Annotated in this window: 14 protein-coding genes; all 14 read left to right on the forward strand. The window is 49.4% G+C overall.

Annotated features, from left to right (window positions below; translation table 11 throughout):
• The first annotated feature begins 174 nt into the window (after positions 1–174).
• A complete protein-coding gene (locus tag HN413_04125) occupies positions 175–1,131 on the forward strand; it encodes a Gfo/Idh/MocA family oxidoreductase (GenBank protein MBT3389577.1) in 957 nt (318 codons plus the stop codon).
• Between the two features lie 6 nt (positions 1,132–1,137).
• Complete coding sequence (locus HN413_04130) at positions 1,138–1,722, forward strand: N-acetyltransferase (protein MBT3389578.1); 585 nt, start codon at positions 1,138–1,140, stop codon at positions 1,720–1,722.
• Positions 1,719–2,822, forward strand: a complete 1,104-nt coding sequence (locus HN413_04135) for a DegT/DnrJ/EryC1/StrS family aminotransferase (protein MBT3389579.1) — start codon at positions 1,719–1,721, stop codon at positions 2,820–2,822. Before HN413_04130 ends, HN413_04135 begins: the two co-directional genes overlap by 4 nt.
• Before the next feature lie 4 nt (positions 2,823–2,826).
• On the forward strand, positions 2,827–4,011 hold the full coding sequence (locus tag HN413_04140) for a DegT/DnrJ/EryC1/StrS family aminotransferase (GenBank protein ID MBT3389580.1): 1,185 nt from the start codon (positions 2,827–2,829) through the stop codon (positions 4,009–4,011).
• Positions 4,012–4,018: 7 nt separating this feature from the next.
• On the forward strand, positions 4,019–5,101 hold the full coding sequence (gene wecB / locus HN413_04145; protein ID MBT3389581.1) for a UDP-N-acetylglucosamine 2-epimerase (non-hydrolyzing): 1,083 nt from the start codon (positions 4,019–4,021) through the stop codon (positions 5,099–5,101).
• Positions 5,098–5,925: a glycosyltransferase gene (locus HN413_04150; GenBank protein MBT3389582.1), complete on the forward strand. Its 828-nt coding sequence runs from the start codon at positions 5,098–5,100 to the stop codon at positions 5,923–5,925. Before wecB ends, HN413_04150 begins: the two co-directional genes overlap by 4 nt.
• Positions 5,926–5,937: 12 nt before the next feature.
• Positions 5,938–6,852, forward strand: a complete 915-nt coding sequence (locus HN413_04155; GenBank protein MBT3389583.1) for a glycosyltransferase family 2 protein — start codon at positions 5,938–5,940, stop codon at positions 6,850–6,852.
• On the forward strand, positions 6,842–8,029 hold the full coding sequence (locus HN413_04160; GenBank protein MBT3389584.1) for a glycosyltransferase: 1,188 nt from the start codon (positions 6,842–6,844) through the stop codon (positions 8,027–8,029). Before HN413_04155 ends, HN413_04160 begins: the two co-directional genes overlap by 11 nt.
• Complete coding sequence (locus tag HN413_04165) at positions 8,016–8,834, forward strand: class I SAM-dependent methyltransferase (GenBank protein ID MBT3389585.1); 819 nt, start codon at positions 8,016–8,018, stop codon at positions 8,832–8,834. The genes HN413_04160 and HN413_04165 overlap by 14 nt, the downstream gene beginning before the upstream one ends.
• 124 nt (positions 8,835–8,958) lie before the next feature.
• Positions 8,959–10,107, forward strand: a complete 1,149-nt coding sequence (locus HN413_04170) for a glycosyltransferase (GenBank protein MBT3389586.1) — start codon at positions 8,959–8,961, stop codon at positions 10,105–10,107.
• Between the two features lie 5 nt (positions 10,108–10,112).
• Positions 10,113–11,255 carry a glycosyltransferase gene (locus tag HN413_04175; protein MBT3389587.1) on the forward strand — a complete coding sequence of 381 codons (1,143 nt, stop codon included), beginning with the start codon at positions 10,113–10,115 and terminating at the stop codon, positions 11,253–11,255.
• Between the two features lie 2 nt (positions 11,256–11,257).
• Positions 11,258–13,207 (forward strand): asparagine synthase (glutamine-hydrolyzing), encoded by a 1,950-nt coding sequence (gene asnB, locus HN413_04180; protein MBT3389588.1) that lies wholly within the window; start codon positions 11,258–11,260, stop codon positions 13,205–13,207.
• Between the two features lie 10 nt (positions 13,208–13,217).
• A complete protein-coding gene (locus HN413_04185) occupies positions 13,218–16,850 on the forward strand; it encodes a glycosyltransferase (GenBank protein ID MBT3389589.1) in 3,633 nt (1,210 codons plus the stop codon).
• Positions 16,851–16,899: 49 nt separating this feature from the next.
• Positions 16,900–17,199 (forward strand): undecaprenyl/decaprenyl-phosphate alpha-N-acetylglucosaminyl 1-phosphate transferase (locus tag HN413_04190; GenBank protein MBT3389590.1); only part of this gene is annotated, 300 nt, incomplete at its 3' end.

Raw genomic sequence — 17,199 nt, forward strand, 5'->3', positions numbered from 1 at the left:
GCAGGTTGCAGGCCGATTATGGTATTGACTGGGCGCGGCGCAGAGCAATCGATGCAATTAAATAACCTGCGCCCTGGCGAAATTGTGCCCGTGGCCCAAGATTTGGCAGCCGCGCTGGATTTCATTCCGGATATATAGACATCAATGACGGTTCCGATGCAGTTTGATACAGAAATGAAAAGAAAAACCCCCATAAATTTCGCAGCCATTGGCGTGGCGGGGTATATTGCCCCGCGCCATTTGAAGGCCATCCGGGATACTGGCAATCGTTTGGTGGCTGCGGTAGATACGAACGATTCGGTGGGTATCTTGGATCAATATTCGGAGAATGTGCGCTTCTTTACTGAAATTGAGCGCTTTGATCGTCATTTGGAAAAGCTGCGCCGCTTATCCGAAGAAGAGCGCGTGCACTACGTGAGCATTATGAGTCCAAATTACTTGCACGATGCGCATTGCCGTCTGGCAATGCGGCTGGACGCTGATGTGATTTGCGAAAAACCCCTGGTGATTAATCCCTGGAATCTAGACCAGTTGGCAGTTATCGAAGCCGAAAGTGGCTGCAAAATAAATACCGTTTTGCAGTTGCGGGTTCATCCGGCGTTGTTGGCGTTGAAGCAGAAAATTGAATCTGGACCATCAAATCATCAATATGATGTGTGCCTGACTTACATCGCAGCACGTGGCCCCTGGTATAATATTTCCTGGAAAGGTATTCAAGAAAAATCGGGTGGGGTGGTCACGAATATTGGCGTTCACTTCTTCGATATGTTGGGATGGCTGTTCGGTGCATCGGGGCAGATCAAGCTTTATTTATCGGAACCACGCCGAACGTCCGGGTTTATTGAATTTGAAAAGGCCCGCGTGCGCTGGTTCCTGTCGGTCGATGAAGAAGACCGGCCCATCCCCATAAAAGTAGAGCAGCCGAAGACATATCGTTCAATTACGATTGATGGTCAGGAGATTGAATTTTCGGGCGGCTTTACGGATTTACACACACGAGTTTACGAGAAGACTCTAGCCGGGAATGGGTTTGGGCTCGACGATGCCCGTGCCTCAATCGAATTGACCTATCAAATTCGCAATTGCGAGCTTTCGCTTGTGGACGAGTTGGCGCACCCCTTTTTGAAATGATAAAAAATGGCTGACTATTATGTGCACCCATCGAGTTATGTTGATGATGGCGCCGAAGTTGGTTTGGGCACCAAAATTTGGCACTTTTGTCATGTGATGAAAGGTGCTCGGCTTGGTAGGAATTGCTCAATTGGGCAGAATGTGTTCATTGCTCAGAATACTGTTGTCGGAAATGGTGTAAAAGTGCAGAATAATGTTTCAATCTATGAAGGCGTGGTACTTGAAGACGATGTTTTTCTAGGGCCTTCAATGGTCTTCACGAATGTGAATAACCCGCGCAGCCATGTCAGCCGGAAGGATGAATATAAAACTACCCTGGTGAAACGGGGGGCGACAATTGGCGCAAACGCCACGATAGTCTGTGGGGCGACTTTGGGAGAATATGCTTTTGTCGGTGCTGGAGCAGTTGTTGCAGGAGATGTCCCCGCGTATGCCCTGGTGTATGGTGTTCCGGCGCGCGTGCGGGGCTGGATGTGCCAGTGTGGTGTCAAATTAGATTTTGAGAAATCGGGCAATGGAGAGATCTCCATTTGTGGGAATTGTGGGGCGGGCTACCACATAGATGGTCAAAAAGTGAGCAAGCGCGAATGACCCCAATACCTCTACTTGATTTAGCGGCCCAATACAGTGAAATCAAAATAGAAATTGATGCTGCCATTCAGCGGGTGCTCATTTCTGGCCATTTCATTTTGGGGAGGGAGGTGACAGCCCTGGAAGAGGGGGTGGCTGCATATTTGGGGGTAGGACATAGCATTGGGGTGGCTTCGGGAACCGATGCTCTGATTCTGGCGCTGCGGGCTTTGGATATCGGCCCCGACGATGAGGTACTTATCCCGGCGTATACTTTTTTCGCTACGGCTGGGGCCGTGCTGCATGTAGGGGCCAGGCCGGTTCTGGTGGATGTTGACCCGCGCACATACTGCATTGCTGTTGAGCAAATTAGCGAAAAGATCACCCCGGCCACAAAAGCCATCATTCCGGTACATCTTTACGGCCATCCGGCAGACATGGATGCTATAACGGCCATCGCCCGGGAACACGGATTGATGACCATTGAAGATAATGCTCAGGCTTTAGGCGCTAAATACCGGGGTCGAAAGACAGGCGCTTTCGGAGATGTGGCTTGTTTGAGCTTTTTCCCCAGCAAAAATTTGGGAGGTTATGGCGATGGGGGCATGGTCGTTACAGATGACTCTGCCCTTGCTGACAGAGTGCGAATGTTGCGCGCGCATGGTTGGAAGAAGAAGTATTTCCCTGAAATTCTGGGGTATAACAGTCGCCTGGATGCCTTGCAGGCGGCGATCTTGCGCGTCAAGCTGCCCTATTTGGATCGCTGGAATGAGCGGCGTAGAGAAATTGCGTCGGCCTATAATCGGGGGTTGTCCGCGATCTCGGCAATTTCTGCGCCCTGGGTGGCCTCTGGTGCTAGTCATGTTTATCATCTTTACATCATTCGCACCGCAAGGCGCGACGAACTTCAGCAAGCGCTCAAGCAAGCGGGTATTGCCTCAGGGATATATTATCCGCAGCCGCTGCACCTGACACAACCCTGTAAAGCGTTGGGGTACACAGAAGGCGATTTTCCTGATTCCGAAAAAGCCAGCCGCGAAACATTGGCTATCCCCATCTATCCTGAAATGACGGAAGAACAAATCCATTTCGTTCTAGCGACGCTGGAGAAGATTGCGTAAATTCATGAAGATTCCGATTACAAAACCATATTTTGATGAAGAAGAGTTTTCCCTAGTGCGGCAATCCCTTGAAACCGGCTGGGTTGTGCAAGGGCCTAGAGTAGCAGAGTTTGAAAGATTGCTCTCGAAATATTCAAAAATTCCTCATACTTTAGCCACGACTTCCTGTACTACGGCCCTACATCTTGGATTGGTTGCGCTGGGAATTGGCCCCGGAGATGAAGTCATCGTGCCGGCCTTTACTTTCGTGGCTACTGCAAATGTCATCGAGTATCAGAACGCGACGCCCATATTTTGTGATATTGATCCGCTCACTTTCAATATCGATGTTGCCCAACTCGAAAGCAAGATTACTGAGCGTACCAAGGCGGTCATGCCGGTTTCCCTGTTTGGTTTGAGCGCCGATATGGATCCCATTATCGAATTGGCGCGGCGCTATAATCTCTATGTTATCGAGGATGCGGCTTGTGCGGTGGGGGCTTGGTATAAGGGGCATCACGCCGGAGCGTTGGCGGATTTCGGCGCGCTTAGTTTTCACCCTCGTAAAGGCATCGTTACCGGAGAGGGGGGCATGGTGCTTACCAGCGATGAGCATTTGGCGGAGAAGATGCGCTCCTTGCGCGATCATGGCGCTACGGTGAGCGATTTGCAGCGCCATCATAGCCAAAAGAGTTACATCATGCCTGAGTACGATATGGTGGGGTTCAATTATCGCATGACCGATATTCAAGGCGCAGTAGGTGTTGCCCAGATGAGAAAGTTTAACTATATCATGGGAAAACGTAGTGAAATTGCTCGACGTTATGATGATGCGCTGGCCGAACTAAGTTGGCTTAGAACACCCTACACCCCTGATGCGTATGTGCATGGCTACCAGTCCTATGTGTGCCTATTTGCTCCTGAAGAACCGACAATGGATAATGTGGAAGAGTTGCACGCCCAACGCAATACTTTGATGGACCAATTGGAAGAAAAAGGCATCGCTACCCGTCAAGGAACGCAAGCTGTACACACCCTGGGTTATTATCGAGAAAAATATAGTTTGAGGCCGGAAGACTATCCAAATGCCTATATTGCCGATCGGCTAACCTTGGCCTTGCCGTTGTATGTTCAGTTTACGGATAACGAGCAGGCCTACACTGTGAAAAACCTAAAAGAGAAACGGGAAATGAGTCGCCGTAGGGTGTAAATGAACCATGAAAATATTAACCATTTTAGGCACTCGCCCTGAAATTATTCGTCTGAGCCGCGTGATCGAGAAGTTGGATCAGGTTAGCGAACATATCGTTGCGCATACTGGTCAGAATTATGATCCAAACCTGAATGAGGTTTTCTTTCAGCAGTTGGGGGTGCGCGCGCCGGATCATTACTTCGACGCTCGCGGTTCTTTGGGCGAGCAAATCGGGGTGATCCTGACCGAGACGGAAAAACTGCTCTTGCGTGCGCGCCCGGACAAGTTGTTGCTGCTGGGCGATACCAACAGCGCGCTTTCGGCGATTATTGCCAAGCGCATGGGTATTCCGGTGTACCATATGGAGGCGGGCAACCGCTGTTACGATGACCGCGTGCCCGAGGAAGTCAACCGGCGTATCATTGACCACAGCAGCGATATTCTGATGCCCTACACCGAGCGCAGTCGGCAGAATTTATTGCAGGAGGGCATTCCGGGACGGCGCATCTATGTGACCGGCAACCCGATTTTGGAAGTCATCGAGCATTATAGTGAGCAGATTGATTCTTCTCAGATCCTAAAAGAACTAGATATCTCCGCTGGCGAATATTTTCTCGTTACACTGCATCGCTCTGAAAATGTGGATAGCGAAGATCGTTTGCGGCAATTTGCCGGGGCGCTGGATCAACTTCAAAAACAGTACCAACTCCCGGTCATCATCAGTACGCACCCGCGCACGCGGTCTAAACTTGAAATGTTTGATGTCGCCGTCGCCAATCCAGCTATCCGCCTCTTGCCTCCATTCGGCTTTTTTGATTTTGTGGCGCTGGAAAAGAACGCTCTTTGTGTGCTATCTGACAGCGGCACCGTTCAGGAAGAGTGCGCGATTTTTCGTGTCCCCAATGTGACGCTGCGCGATGTGACCGAGCGCCCCGAAACATTGGAGTGTGGCAGCAATATGCTGAGCGGCGCAGACCCGGCCATGATCCAAAGCTGTGTGCAGGTTGTTCTTTCGCAACAGGTCAATTGGGAACCGCCTGCCGAGTATCTGGTTCGCAATGTCAGCCGCAGCGTGGTCAAAATTGTCACCGGGTTTCTCTATTCATGAGCGACAAACCGCCGCTGATTACCATCATCACCCCTGTGTATAATGGTGCAGAATATATCAAGCCGCTGATTGAGAGTGTTGCCGCTCAGGATTATCCGCATATTGAGCATCTCGTTATTGACGATGGTTCTAATGATGATGGCGCTACGGTTGCCGTTTTGGAGCAATATTCACATTTGCGCTGGTGGAGTCGTGAGAACCGTGGCCAATACCCCACTATGAATGAGGGGCTGAATGCCGCCGAGGGTGAGATTGTTTGTTTTATCAGCGCCGATGATTTGATGACACCAGGCGCGGTGCAGGCGGTTGTGGACAAGTTCCTTGCCCATCCCGAGCTTGATGGGGTGTATGGAAAAATGCTGTGGATGAGCGAGGATGGTTCGATACGATATGCGCAAGAGGTGATTACTCGAGGGCCATTATGGTTTCATCGTTATAAACCATTTATCTCCCATTGTTCCCTGTATATAAGAAAAGATACCATCGAAAGAAATAACCTATTATTTGATTCATCACTTCGATATTTGGGTGATTTTGATTGGATCAACCGAATCGCTGACGCATCCTTGAATATCAAATTCTTGGATAAGGTTTTATCGCAAGTGCGTTTTCATGAACAGCAAACCTCCCGCGTACATGCTGATGCTATTAAAGTGGAAAGTGAAATGATACATGAGCGGCATAGCATCAACCCGCAATTGGTAAAACGAATATTATTCATCCTTCACTGGATCACAATCATTCAAGCTGCATGGAGAGCCTTTCGCAGGGGGGGGATACGTGAAGTGCGCAGAATGGCTAATCTCCGAACGGTTCGTTCGTAAACCGAGGAAAAAATGAGCGCTCAACCCGTTATCACAATTTTCACGCCAACCTATAACAGGGCTAACACCCTGGTGCGGGTTTTTGACGCGCTTTGTTCGCAAACATTCCAAAAATTTGAATGGCTCATCATTGATGATGGCTCAACTGACAATACCGCAGCGCGTATTCAAGAATGGCAGCAACGGGCGGAATTTCCAATCCTTTATTACTGGCAAGAAAACCAGGGCAAGCATATTGCCCATAATCACGCCCTCACGAAGGCGCGCGGGAAATTTTTTCTCATTTTCGATTCGGATGATAGCATTGTTCCGCAGGCATTGGAAAGCTTATTGTCGGCGTGGGATTCAATCCCCGAATTGGAACGCGTTGGTTTTTGCGGCACGGCAGGATTGTGTGTTGATCAATTTGGTCGTATCGTTGGGAAGTCCTTACCTCAACCGGTGGTGGATGCCAGTTCCCTGAAAATGCGTTACGCGCATAGGGTCAGTCAGGAACACCTCAACCTGTATGTGACAGATATTTTGAAAGAGTTCCCATTTCCAGCTTTGGCGGTACCTTATCTACCAGAAGGAATTGTTTTAACGCAGATTGCCGAAAAATATAGAATTCGATACCTTAATATGCCTTTAAGAGTTTATTATGTCGAAACGGAATATGACCGGATAATGAATATTAATCCGAAATTATTGGCTCGCAGCCATTCATATTGGCACCAATTTATTCTGAATCGCGAAATTTCCTGGTTTCGTTATGCCCCGTTTTATTTTGTTCGATCCAGTATACACTATAGTCGGTTTTCACTGCATAATCAACAACGGCTAAAGGCGCAGTTTGATGGGTTAGATCATGGGTTGGCGCGGTTATTGTGGTTGCTTACATTTCCCTTTGGGATGATAGTTTTTTGGAAGGATCAACTTGCAAAATAACGGGGGCGGTGTGCAAAATATTGCGATCTTTAGCCCGTCGCTGTATATCGGTGGCGCGGAGCGGGCTGTGGTTAGTCTGGCAAATGGATTTTTGCGGCAAGGGAAAAGCGTGCATTTGCTCCTTGCCAGCGCGCGCGGCCCATTGCTGGATGAACTCGACCCAGGGATTGAAGTTGTCGATTTTGGGCAGCATAGAGTATTCGGCACCGTCGTCCCACTTTCCAGATTCTTGCGCAATCATCAGCGCCTGGATATTCTATTCTCTGTGCAAAATCATGCCAACCTAATTGCTTTAATTGCTCGGAGAATGGCCCGTGTCGAATTGCCCGTTGTTATCAATGAGCAGACGACCATGTCTATGCATTACGCTATGGAAGCAGGGTTAAAAAACCAGTTCATACCCAAATTGGCTCGCCTTTTATATCATCAGGCAGATGCGGTGGTTTGTATTTCTCAAGGCGTAGCGGATGACATCATCAAAATTACAAAAATTCCTCCCGAAAAAGTTTTTCGGATTTATAATCCTGTTTTACTGCCACCTCATGAGCTAGCGCAAAAAATTGACGCCCCATTTGCTCATGAATGGTTTTCTCCTGATATGCTGCCCGTATTGCTGGCTGTGGGACGCCTCAATGCGGCCAAAGATTATCCAACCTTGCTGCGGGCATTTGCATTGGCGCGTGAGAAGCGCGAGATGCGCTTACTCATACTGGGCGAAGGAGAGGAACGCAGTGCAATCGAGTCCTTGATTCGGGCATTGGGGTTAGAAACATCTGTGCAACTCCCCGGTTCTGTGGATAACCCCTATCCATATATGGCGCGTTGTTCGGCCTTTGTGCTCTCATCTAGCTTTGAGGGGCTTGGCAATGTATTGATCGAAGCCATGGCCTGTGGCGCTTCAATTGTTGCCACCGATTGTAAATATGGCCCGGCAGAAATTCTCGAGAATGGGCGCTACGGCGCTCTGGTTCCGGTTGGTGGTGTTCAAAAAATGGCTGAAGCGATTTTGGGAGCGCTTGACGGCAAGCTGGATGGCCGCGTTTTGCGTGAACGCGCCAGCGTTTTTTCACAGGAAAATGCTATTCAACAATACCTGGACCTCTTTCAGGCATTGCATCGTAAGATTCGCTTTATTGGTCGAAAAAAATCAAAAGGTACTCATAATGGCAATAAATAACACATCGCCTCGTTTTAAATTTGGGAAAAATTGGGGTAATTTTATTAGAAAACTGTCTGCTGTGCAAATTCAGGAGGCAGAACAGTCGTTAATCAATGCTTTGGGGGTTTCTTCGTTTGCAGGGAAAAAATTTCTGGATGTCGGTTCCGGGAGTGGTTTGTTTTCTTTAGCGGCCATGCGATTGAATGCTGAGCGGGTGCATTCTTTTGACTATGACTCCGATAGCGTTGCCTGCGCGCGGGAATTAAAGCGCAGATATTTTCCTGACGATCCTCGCTGGATGATTGAACAAGGCGATGCGCTGGATACGCCCTATGTTGAATCGCTGGGCGAATGGGATATTGTCTATTCCTGGGGCGTTTTGCATCATACCGGTGATATGTACCTGGCTTTAGATAATGCGGCCCAATTGGTCAAAGCTTCGGGTAGGTTGTTTATTGCCATTTACAACGATCAGGGTCGCAAGAGCGAGGCCTGGACGAGTATAAAGAAATTCTACAGTAAATCGCCGCTGATTATCCAATGGTTAATGGCAAGCGGTTATTTTTTGTTCCTGGGTTCTATGGCATTTATTCGCGATACACTTTTCTTGCGCCCCCTGGCTACATTTCGAAATTATCACTCCCTTCGTGGAATGAACTTTTGGACCGATGTTGTCGATTGGATTGGCGGCTATCCGTTTGAAGTCGCCTCGCCGGAGAAGATATTTGAGTTTTATCGCCAAAGGGGCTTTGTGCTAACCTATCTGAAGACTGTGCAGGGTAAGCTAGGAAATAATGAATTTGTTTTTTTTAAGCAAGACTGAATTAAGTGTACTCTTGAAATATTTTTAACTATGGTGTCATTGCGAACCTCGCAGGGGTGAAGCAATCTCCTCCACAGGGATTTCCAGATACCCTGGAAAATTCTGCAAAGCGTTTTTGGTGTCTATGTTAAATTCCAAAATCAATCTATCCATTCTGGTGCGATCCATGGGAAGCGGTGGAGCCGAGCGGCAGCTCATCGAATTGGTCAGAAGGCTGGATACTCAGTGCTTTAATATTGTCATTTTGCTCTTTTATGCCGAGGGCGAATTGCTGTCCATGCTCGCCGATATTGAACATATTCAAATCATTAACCTGATAAAAAGATCGCGCTGGGATTTTTTCGGGTTTGTAAAAGCCCTCGTTCGGCAGATAGTTGAAACCCAATCGGATATTCTATATGGCTATTTGGATGTCCCCAATATTTTTGCAGTTCTGGCTGGAAAAATCGCGCGAATAAAAGTTGTATATGGCGTCAGATCAACCCATGTCGATTTTGCACGCTACGACTGGACTGCGGGTATTGTCTATCGTGTAGAGGCGCTATTATCGCGGTTTGCCGATAGCATTATTGTCAATTCCCAAACTGGATTATCCTATCACGGCCGGCATGGCTTCGCAATTGATAAAATGTGCATCATACCAAACGGAATTGATACAAAGCACTTCCGCCGAGACCCCATATTGCGAAAAGAAATGCGTTTGAAGTGGGGCATTTCCGAACAACATACGCTGATCGGTCTGGTGGCACGACTTGATCCGATGAAAGACCACACCACATTTTTACGCATGGCCGCCATACTGCAAGATCGGTTTCTACACACTCGATTTGTATGCGTAGGAGATGGGCCGGATGCGTATTTGCACGAATTGCTGGAACTGGCTGAGGCCCTGTCTTTGGGCGAGAAATTAGTTTGGGGCGGGCCTCATTTTGAGATGCCCGCCGTCTACAGTGCTTTGGATATATTTGTATCATCATCTTACGGTGAAGGTTTTTCGAATGTAATTGGCGAGGCGATGGCGTGTGAAACACCTTGTGTCGTCACAAATGTTGGTGATTCGGCGCGCATCGTCGGCGAGACGGGTCGTATCGTTGCACCGAAGGCACCTGCAGGTTTGGCGGAAGCCGTGTCGGAGCTTTTGCAGCTATCCGCTGATTCACGCTTTGAGCTGGGGCGACAGGCCAGGGTGAGGATACAAAAATATTATTCGGTTGAAAAAATGGTCGCGTCTACGGAAGAGCTTTTTGAAGAACTTGTCAGAAACACTGGATAAAAAAATTGCCCAAAATCAAGCTGCTACACCTCATCACCACCCTTGACGTGGGCGGCTCGGAGATGATGCTCTACCGCTTGCTGAAGAGCATTAATGTTGACCGCTTCGAAAACCGCGTAATTTCACTTGTTTCGCCTGGGGATGTGGGCACGTTGATTGCTGCGCTAAAAATTCCTGTCGAATCCCTGTATATGCCACGTGGGCGGCCTACACTGCGGGGATTTTTTCAATTAATCCGCCAAATAAAAGCGTACCAACCTGCTGTGCTGCAAACCTGGCTTTACCATGCCGATTTGCTGGGTTTACTCGCCGGGAAGGTGGCAGGTGTGAAGAATATTCTTTGGAATGTGCGCTCATCGAATATGGACATGTCCGAGTATCGCCGACTCTCCGGGTGGACGTTGCGGGCTTGCTCGGGGTTGGCTGCCCTGCCCCGGGGCGTAGTCATCAACTCGCGGGCCGGACTCCGCTACCACAAATCGATTGGGTATCATCCCCGGCGTTGGGAACTGATCCCCAACGGGGTTGACACAAAGCTCTTTCGGCCTCAACCATCCGCCCGGCAAATGTTATTGACCGAGCTTGGCCTCGCCAATGATGTGCTTCTGATTGGATATGTTGCCCGCTTTGATCCCATGAAAGACCACGCCACATTTTTGCAGGCTGCGCGCGAGTTTGTGAATGCAGGATATAATCCACACTTTGTGCTATGCGGAGCGGATATGATCGGGTCGAATAATGCGCTGGCCTCTATGATCGACGCCTTTGACATCCGGGAGCGAATTTCGCTGCTAGGCCCCCGGCGAGATATTGCCAATCTGACCGCGGCTTTTGACCTGGCAACTTCTTCTTCCTTGACAGAAGGGTTTCCGAATACAATTGCCGAGGCGATGTCATGTGGCGTGCCTTGCGTTGTCACCAATGTTGGCGACGCGGCTGAAATTGTTGCCGAAACGGGCGTGGTTATTCCCCCGCAGAATGCTGCTCAACTGGCTGCCGCCTGGGCCGAAATCGTCGCTGCTGGCGAGGCTCACAGACAACAATTAGGTCGGTTGGCTCGCCAGAGAATTGTGGCAGAATACAGTCAGGAGAAAATGATCCAGGCGTATGAGGAGTTGTATGGGCAGTATGGGGGTACTGCCAATTAATTATGTGTGGAATTACCGGATTCTGGGATCGTACAAACAGCACTGCACAGGCTGAACTTGAGAATAGCGTTCAGCAAATGACGGCTAAAATCTATCATCGCGGGCCAGATGCGGGTGGAGCCTGGTGTCGGGCGCAAGATGGTATTGCATTGGGTTTCCGCCGTCTGGCGATCCTGGACCTTTCTCCGATGGGGCACCAGCCCATGCACTCGGCATCTGGACGTTATGTGATCGTTTATAACGGGGAAGTATATAATTTCGCCGAGATGCGCACCGAACTGGATGCCTGTGGCGCGTCTTTTCGCGGTACATCCGATACCGAAGTGATGCTCGCCGCAATTGAAGCCTGGGGGCTGGAAACAGCTTTGCAACGCTTTAACGGCATGTTTGCCATAGCCTTGTGGGACCGTGCCGAAAAACGCCTCACGCTGGCGCGTGACCGCATGGGCATCAAACCGTTGTATTATGGTTGGTTCGGGAATACGCTTTTATTTGGTTCGGAGTTGAAGGCATTGCGCGCCCACCCTTCATTCCGCGAGGAAATTAATCGCGATGCCCTGGCTTTATACTTGCGCCATAATTATGTGCCCGCGCCTTTTAGCATTTATCAGGGAATTTTCAAGCTGCCTGCGGGGTCTTATTTGACTCTTCAGCACGCTTCTTCGCCGCGGGAGTTTGAACCTCAACCTTACTGGCAAATCCGTCAGGTTGTCGAAGATGGTCTTGCCAACCCCTTTGAGGGCAGCGAGCAAGAAGCGCTGGATGCCCTCGACGCTATGCTGCGCCGCTCGGTAGGTTTGCGCATGGTGGCCGACGTTCCCCTGGGGGCCTTTCTTTCCGGAGGCATCGATTCGTCAACCATTGTCGCGTTGATGCAATCCCAAAGCAGTATTCCGGTAAAGACATTCACGATTGGATTTCACGAACAAGGCTTTGATGAGGCGCGCTATGCCCGGCAAGTTGCCGCGCATCTTGGCACTGAACATACTGAGCTTTATGTTACCCCCGAGGAGACACGTCAGGTTATTCCTTTGCTCCCCGCGCTCTATGATGAACCCTTTGCCGATTCGTCCCAAATCCCCACGTATCTGGTCTCAAAGTTGGCGCGCCAACATGTGACCGTCAGCCTGTCGGGGGATGGCGGGGATGAGTTGTTTGGTGGCTATAATCGCTATTTTATGACTAATGCTATCTGGCGGCGTATTGGCTGGCTGCCGTTCTCGGTCCGCAGGTTGCTTTCGCGGGCGATGTTGTCTGTCCCAACCACGGCCTGGTATGGCATTTTTCGTATGTTCGGGCACATGATGGGCGAGTTCGAAAATTTACCTAATCCGGCTGATAAAGCCCAAAAATTAGCCGAGGTGATTTCAATCCCCAACCAAGAAGCCGTGTATTTGGATCTGGTTTCTCATTGGAAAAAACCCACCGATATTGTGATTGGCGCTCAAGAACCAGCTACATTATTGCGAAATCGTTCGGCGTGGGCGAAAGTGCCTACCTTTACCGAGCAGATGATGTACCTGGATATGATGACCTATTTGCCGGACGACATCCTGGTCAAGGTGGATCGCGCCAGTATGGGGGTGAGCCTGGAAGCCCGCGCTCCCTTCCTGGACGATCATGAAGTCATTGAATTTGTGGCCGGGTTGCCCTTAGGGATGAAAGTGCGCGGCAATGAGGGGAAGTGGATTCTTCGGCAACTCTTATATCGCTATGTGCCCCGTACGATGCTCGAACGCCCCAAAATGGGTTTTGGCGTTCCAATTGATCAATGGCTGCGCGGCCCATTACGCGGTTGGGCTGAAGATTATTTGAGCGAAGAGCGTTTGCGGCGCGATGGCTATTTAAATCCAGCCCCCATTCGGCAAAAATGGCAGGAACATCTCGCTGGTCAACGGAACTGGCAATACTATTTGTGGGATATATTGATGTTCCAGGCCTGGCTTGATTGATACAATAAATATGTCTAATACGCAAGATATGCAATTGAACAAGCGGGCAGACCCATTGCAGCGTATCCAGCTACGTTGGTTGTTGACAACTGCTGCTATTTTCCATGTCGTCATGGTTGGATTTATTCTCTGGATTGGGAATACGCAATGGATTCCAGGGTTATTTACCAGTCAGGGGGTGGGCACGTTTAACATTGATAATATTCCGTATATTCAACAAATAGAGGCTTTAACTCGCGCGATTTATCGCCAGGGTTTTACGCCTTTTTTCTCGATACCCATTGAGTTGCATATCAAAATCTACACCTTATCTTATGTGCTGCTTAGCCCGGCATTTGGTTTTTCGATTCTTGGCGCTGAAGTTGTGAATTTGTTTTACTATCTGGCGACCCTCTTCCTGGTGTATGCGTTGGCGAAAGAGATATTCAACCATCCAGCGGGAATGATTGCGGCCAGCATCGTCGGGTTATGGCCGTCGTATGTGATTCACACAACGCAGTTATTAAAAACCCCTTTGTTTATCACCAGCACTTTAACAGTGGTCGTGGCAACGGTTTATTGCTATCGGCGCAAACTTTCGCCAAAAATCATTGTTATGAGCGCTGGATTCTATCTGATTTCAGTGTTGATACTGACATCAATGCTGGAAAATAGCGGGCGCAAACCGCTGACGGATGCGATTATTGCGATTAGTTTGCTGGGGATCATTTTTCAGAAGGCTTATCAATTATTTCCCAAAATCAAGAAAATATTGACTTCCCTATTGTGGCTTGTGGCGATAGCCTTTATTCTGATGGTGGTTCTTCCGGAATATTTTCCTGGCTTTCAGCGTGGTTTATACGATCAGCTCAATTCAGTCGCTGAGGAACTTGGCAGCGCCCGCGAACGGTTTATTACTTTTTACCCATCAGCGGGATCAAATATGGATACGCATTACAGTATCCATGATCTCGAGAGCTTGATCCGCTATTTGCCCCGTGCGGCGTTTGTTGGCTTTTTGGCGCCGTTTCCCAATATGTGGTTTGAGCAGGGCAATATTGGAGTTTCGCCACGCGTGTTGAGCGGCATAGAAACCCTGCTGATGTATGCGGTGGATGCGATAGCCGTGATCGGAGTTTGGCACGCGCGGCGGAAATCCGCTGCATGGTATCTGGCGATAATTGCTTCCATCAGCCTGGTAACGCTGGGCGCTGTTGTGGTCAATATGGGCGCTTTATTCCGAATGCGTTATGCCTATTGGATGATCCTTATTACGCTGGGAGCCGGTGGCTTTCACCATATCGTATGGCCGGGGTTGCGAGTTTTAGGAGCAAATTTCTCGGGGGGTGTTAAACAAATCATCATGAGTGATTTTTCAGTACATTCGCCGATTTTGTTGGTCGCCAATTGGGATTGGGTTCTTTATAATTTCCGTTTGCCGCTGGCCCGCGAACTTGAAGCGAATGGGCAAAATGTCATTCTGGTTTGCCCGCCTGGTCGTTATTCCGATCAGATTTTGGCCGCGGGCTTCAAGTGGCGTCCCTGGAATTTGAGCCGCCGCAATATATATCCCTGGCGGGAACTCGTTTCGGTTGTTGAGCTTTATAAAATTTATCGCGATTTGCGTCCGGTCGCAGTTCATCACTTTACGATTAAACCCATTCTATACGGCTCGTTGGCGGCGCGTTTTGCTCAAATCACAACCGTGATCAATAATTTTACCGGTTTAGGCTATTTATTCAGTGACGCTCGTAAGGCTGTTTGGCTGCGCCGGATTGTTCTTCCGGTTTTGAAGCGCGCTTTGCGCGGAAAGGGTTTTCACACCGCGTTCCAAAATATTCAGGATCGAGATCACCTGATCAGGCTTGGGATTGTGTCGGAAGACGATACCACGCTCATCCCTGGGAGTGGTGTTAATTTGACAGATTATCAACCCGCGAGCCGGCAAACAGAAAGTGAGAACGCTCCGGTAATATTTATGGCCGCGCGTTTGCTTTGGGATAAAGGGTTGGATATGTTTGTCAAAGCTGCCCGTGAGATAAAAGCCAGGGGCATTCCGGCGCGTTTTGTGTTGGCGGGCGCCCCCGATGCTGGAAATCTTGCCAGTATTACTGAGAAAACCCTGCAAGAATGGCGGGTGGAGGGAGTGGTTGAGCTGCTGGGTCATCGTAGCGACATCCCTGAATTATTGCAGCAAGCCGATATCGCGGTTTTGCCCAGCTTCCATGAAGGTGTGCCACTCTTTCTTCTGGAGGCAGCCGCTACAGGTCTGCCGATCGTTGCTTCCAACATCGAAGGTTGTCGTATGGTTGTGGAAGAAGGCAAGAACGGTTTTCTGATTGAGAAAGGTGACGCGGCCGCGTTTACCAATGCGCTGGCTGCATTACTGACCGATCCAACTTTGCGCCAACAGATGGGGCGTGCGAGCCGCCGGATTGCAGAAAATCGATTCGATCAGAAGGCAATTATGGCGCAGTATATTCATCTCTATCGCAAATTGAATCTTTTGCATGGCGCTTCGGCGAAAAGTTTACCGATTTTGTTAGTGGCAAATTGGGATTGGGTGCTCTATAATTTTCGTTTGCCGCTGGCGCGCGCCTTAGTTGAACATGGTCTCAATATCATCCTCGTTTGCCCGCCCGGCAAGTATACGGAAGAATTGCAAGTGATGGGCTTTACCTGGCAAGCCTGGAATCTTAATCGGCGCAGTATTTACCCCTGGCGAGAGCTTGGGGCTATCATTGATTTATATAAGCTTTATCGCCAATTACGCCCGGCTGCAGTGCATCATTTTACAATTAAGCCCATTCTTTATGGTTCTCTGGCCGCCCGCGCGGCCCAGGGAACCGTTGTGATCAATAATTTCACCGGGTTGGGTTATCTGTTTAGCGAAGCTCAGAGAGCAAAAATATTGCGGCGCATTGTGCTGCCCGTATTGCGGCGGGCCTTGCGCGGCGAAGGTTTTCATACCGCATTCCAGAATCAGCATGATTTGGCACATCTGGTATCCCTGGAAGTGGTTTCCAAAGAAAAGACCACGCTTATTCCCGGAACCGGCGTAAATCTTTCGGATTATCAACCGGCCTTGAATGGCAAAGCCGCTGACGAAACGCCGATTGTAATTATGGCAGCCAGATTATTATGGGATAAAGGTCTGGCGGAGTTTGTTGAAGCGGCGCGCATAATTAAGGCGAATAATATTCCTGCACGTTTCTGGCTGGCAGGCGCTCCTGATAAGGGCAACCCCGATAGTGTCCCCGCGCAAATTCTGGAAGAATGGCGCGCAGAAGGCATCGTTGAGGTGTTGGGACATCGCAGTGATATTTCAGAATTGCTGCAATTGGCAGATATTGCTGTGCTGCCGAGCAGTTATAATGAGGGGGTGCCGCTCTTTCTCTTAGAAGCGGCTGCCACCGGATTACCTCTCATTGCATCGGATATTGAGGGGTGCCGCATGGTTATTGAAAGCGATTTGAATGGTTTCCTGATTCCTCAGGCCGATGCCAGCAGTCTGGCTGAAGCATTGACAACGCTGCTCACCAATGCTGATTTGCGCCAGAAAATGGGGCAGGCGAGCCGCAAAGTGGCTGAGGAGCGTTTTGACCAACAGATGATCCTGACCCGCTATATCGATTTGTATCGTAAAATGGGGCTTGTTACCTAACCGTAGTAGTTGTCCACAATTTTCGGGCTGTTTAAGTAGGAGAAATGGAATGCAGTGGTTGGTATTTGTCATCGCGTTACTGGCTAGTGTGATTTTGGTGCCGGTTGTTCGAGTGGTTGCTCGACGACTGGGCAAAGTTGCCCAACCGCGCGGCGACCGCTGGCACAGCCTGCCAACGCCCTATCTTGGCGGTGTGGCAATTTTTGTCGCCTTTGCCATTGCGCTTATCTTTTCTGGTCGCTGGGGTAGTTTGCCATTGGGTTTGTTGATTGGCGCCGGGGTTGCGTTTCTTGTGGGCGTAATTGATGATTTTTTCAATCTATCGCCACAGACCAAATTAGTGGGCCTG

Source organism: Chloroflexota bacterium (assembly GCA_018648225.1).
Taxonomy (GTDB): Bacteria; Chloroflexota; Anaerolineae; order Anaerolineales; family UBA11858; genus NIOZ-UU35.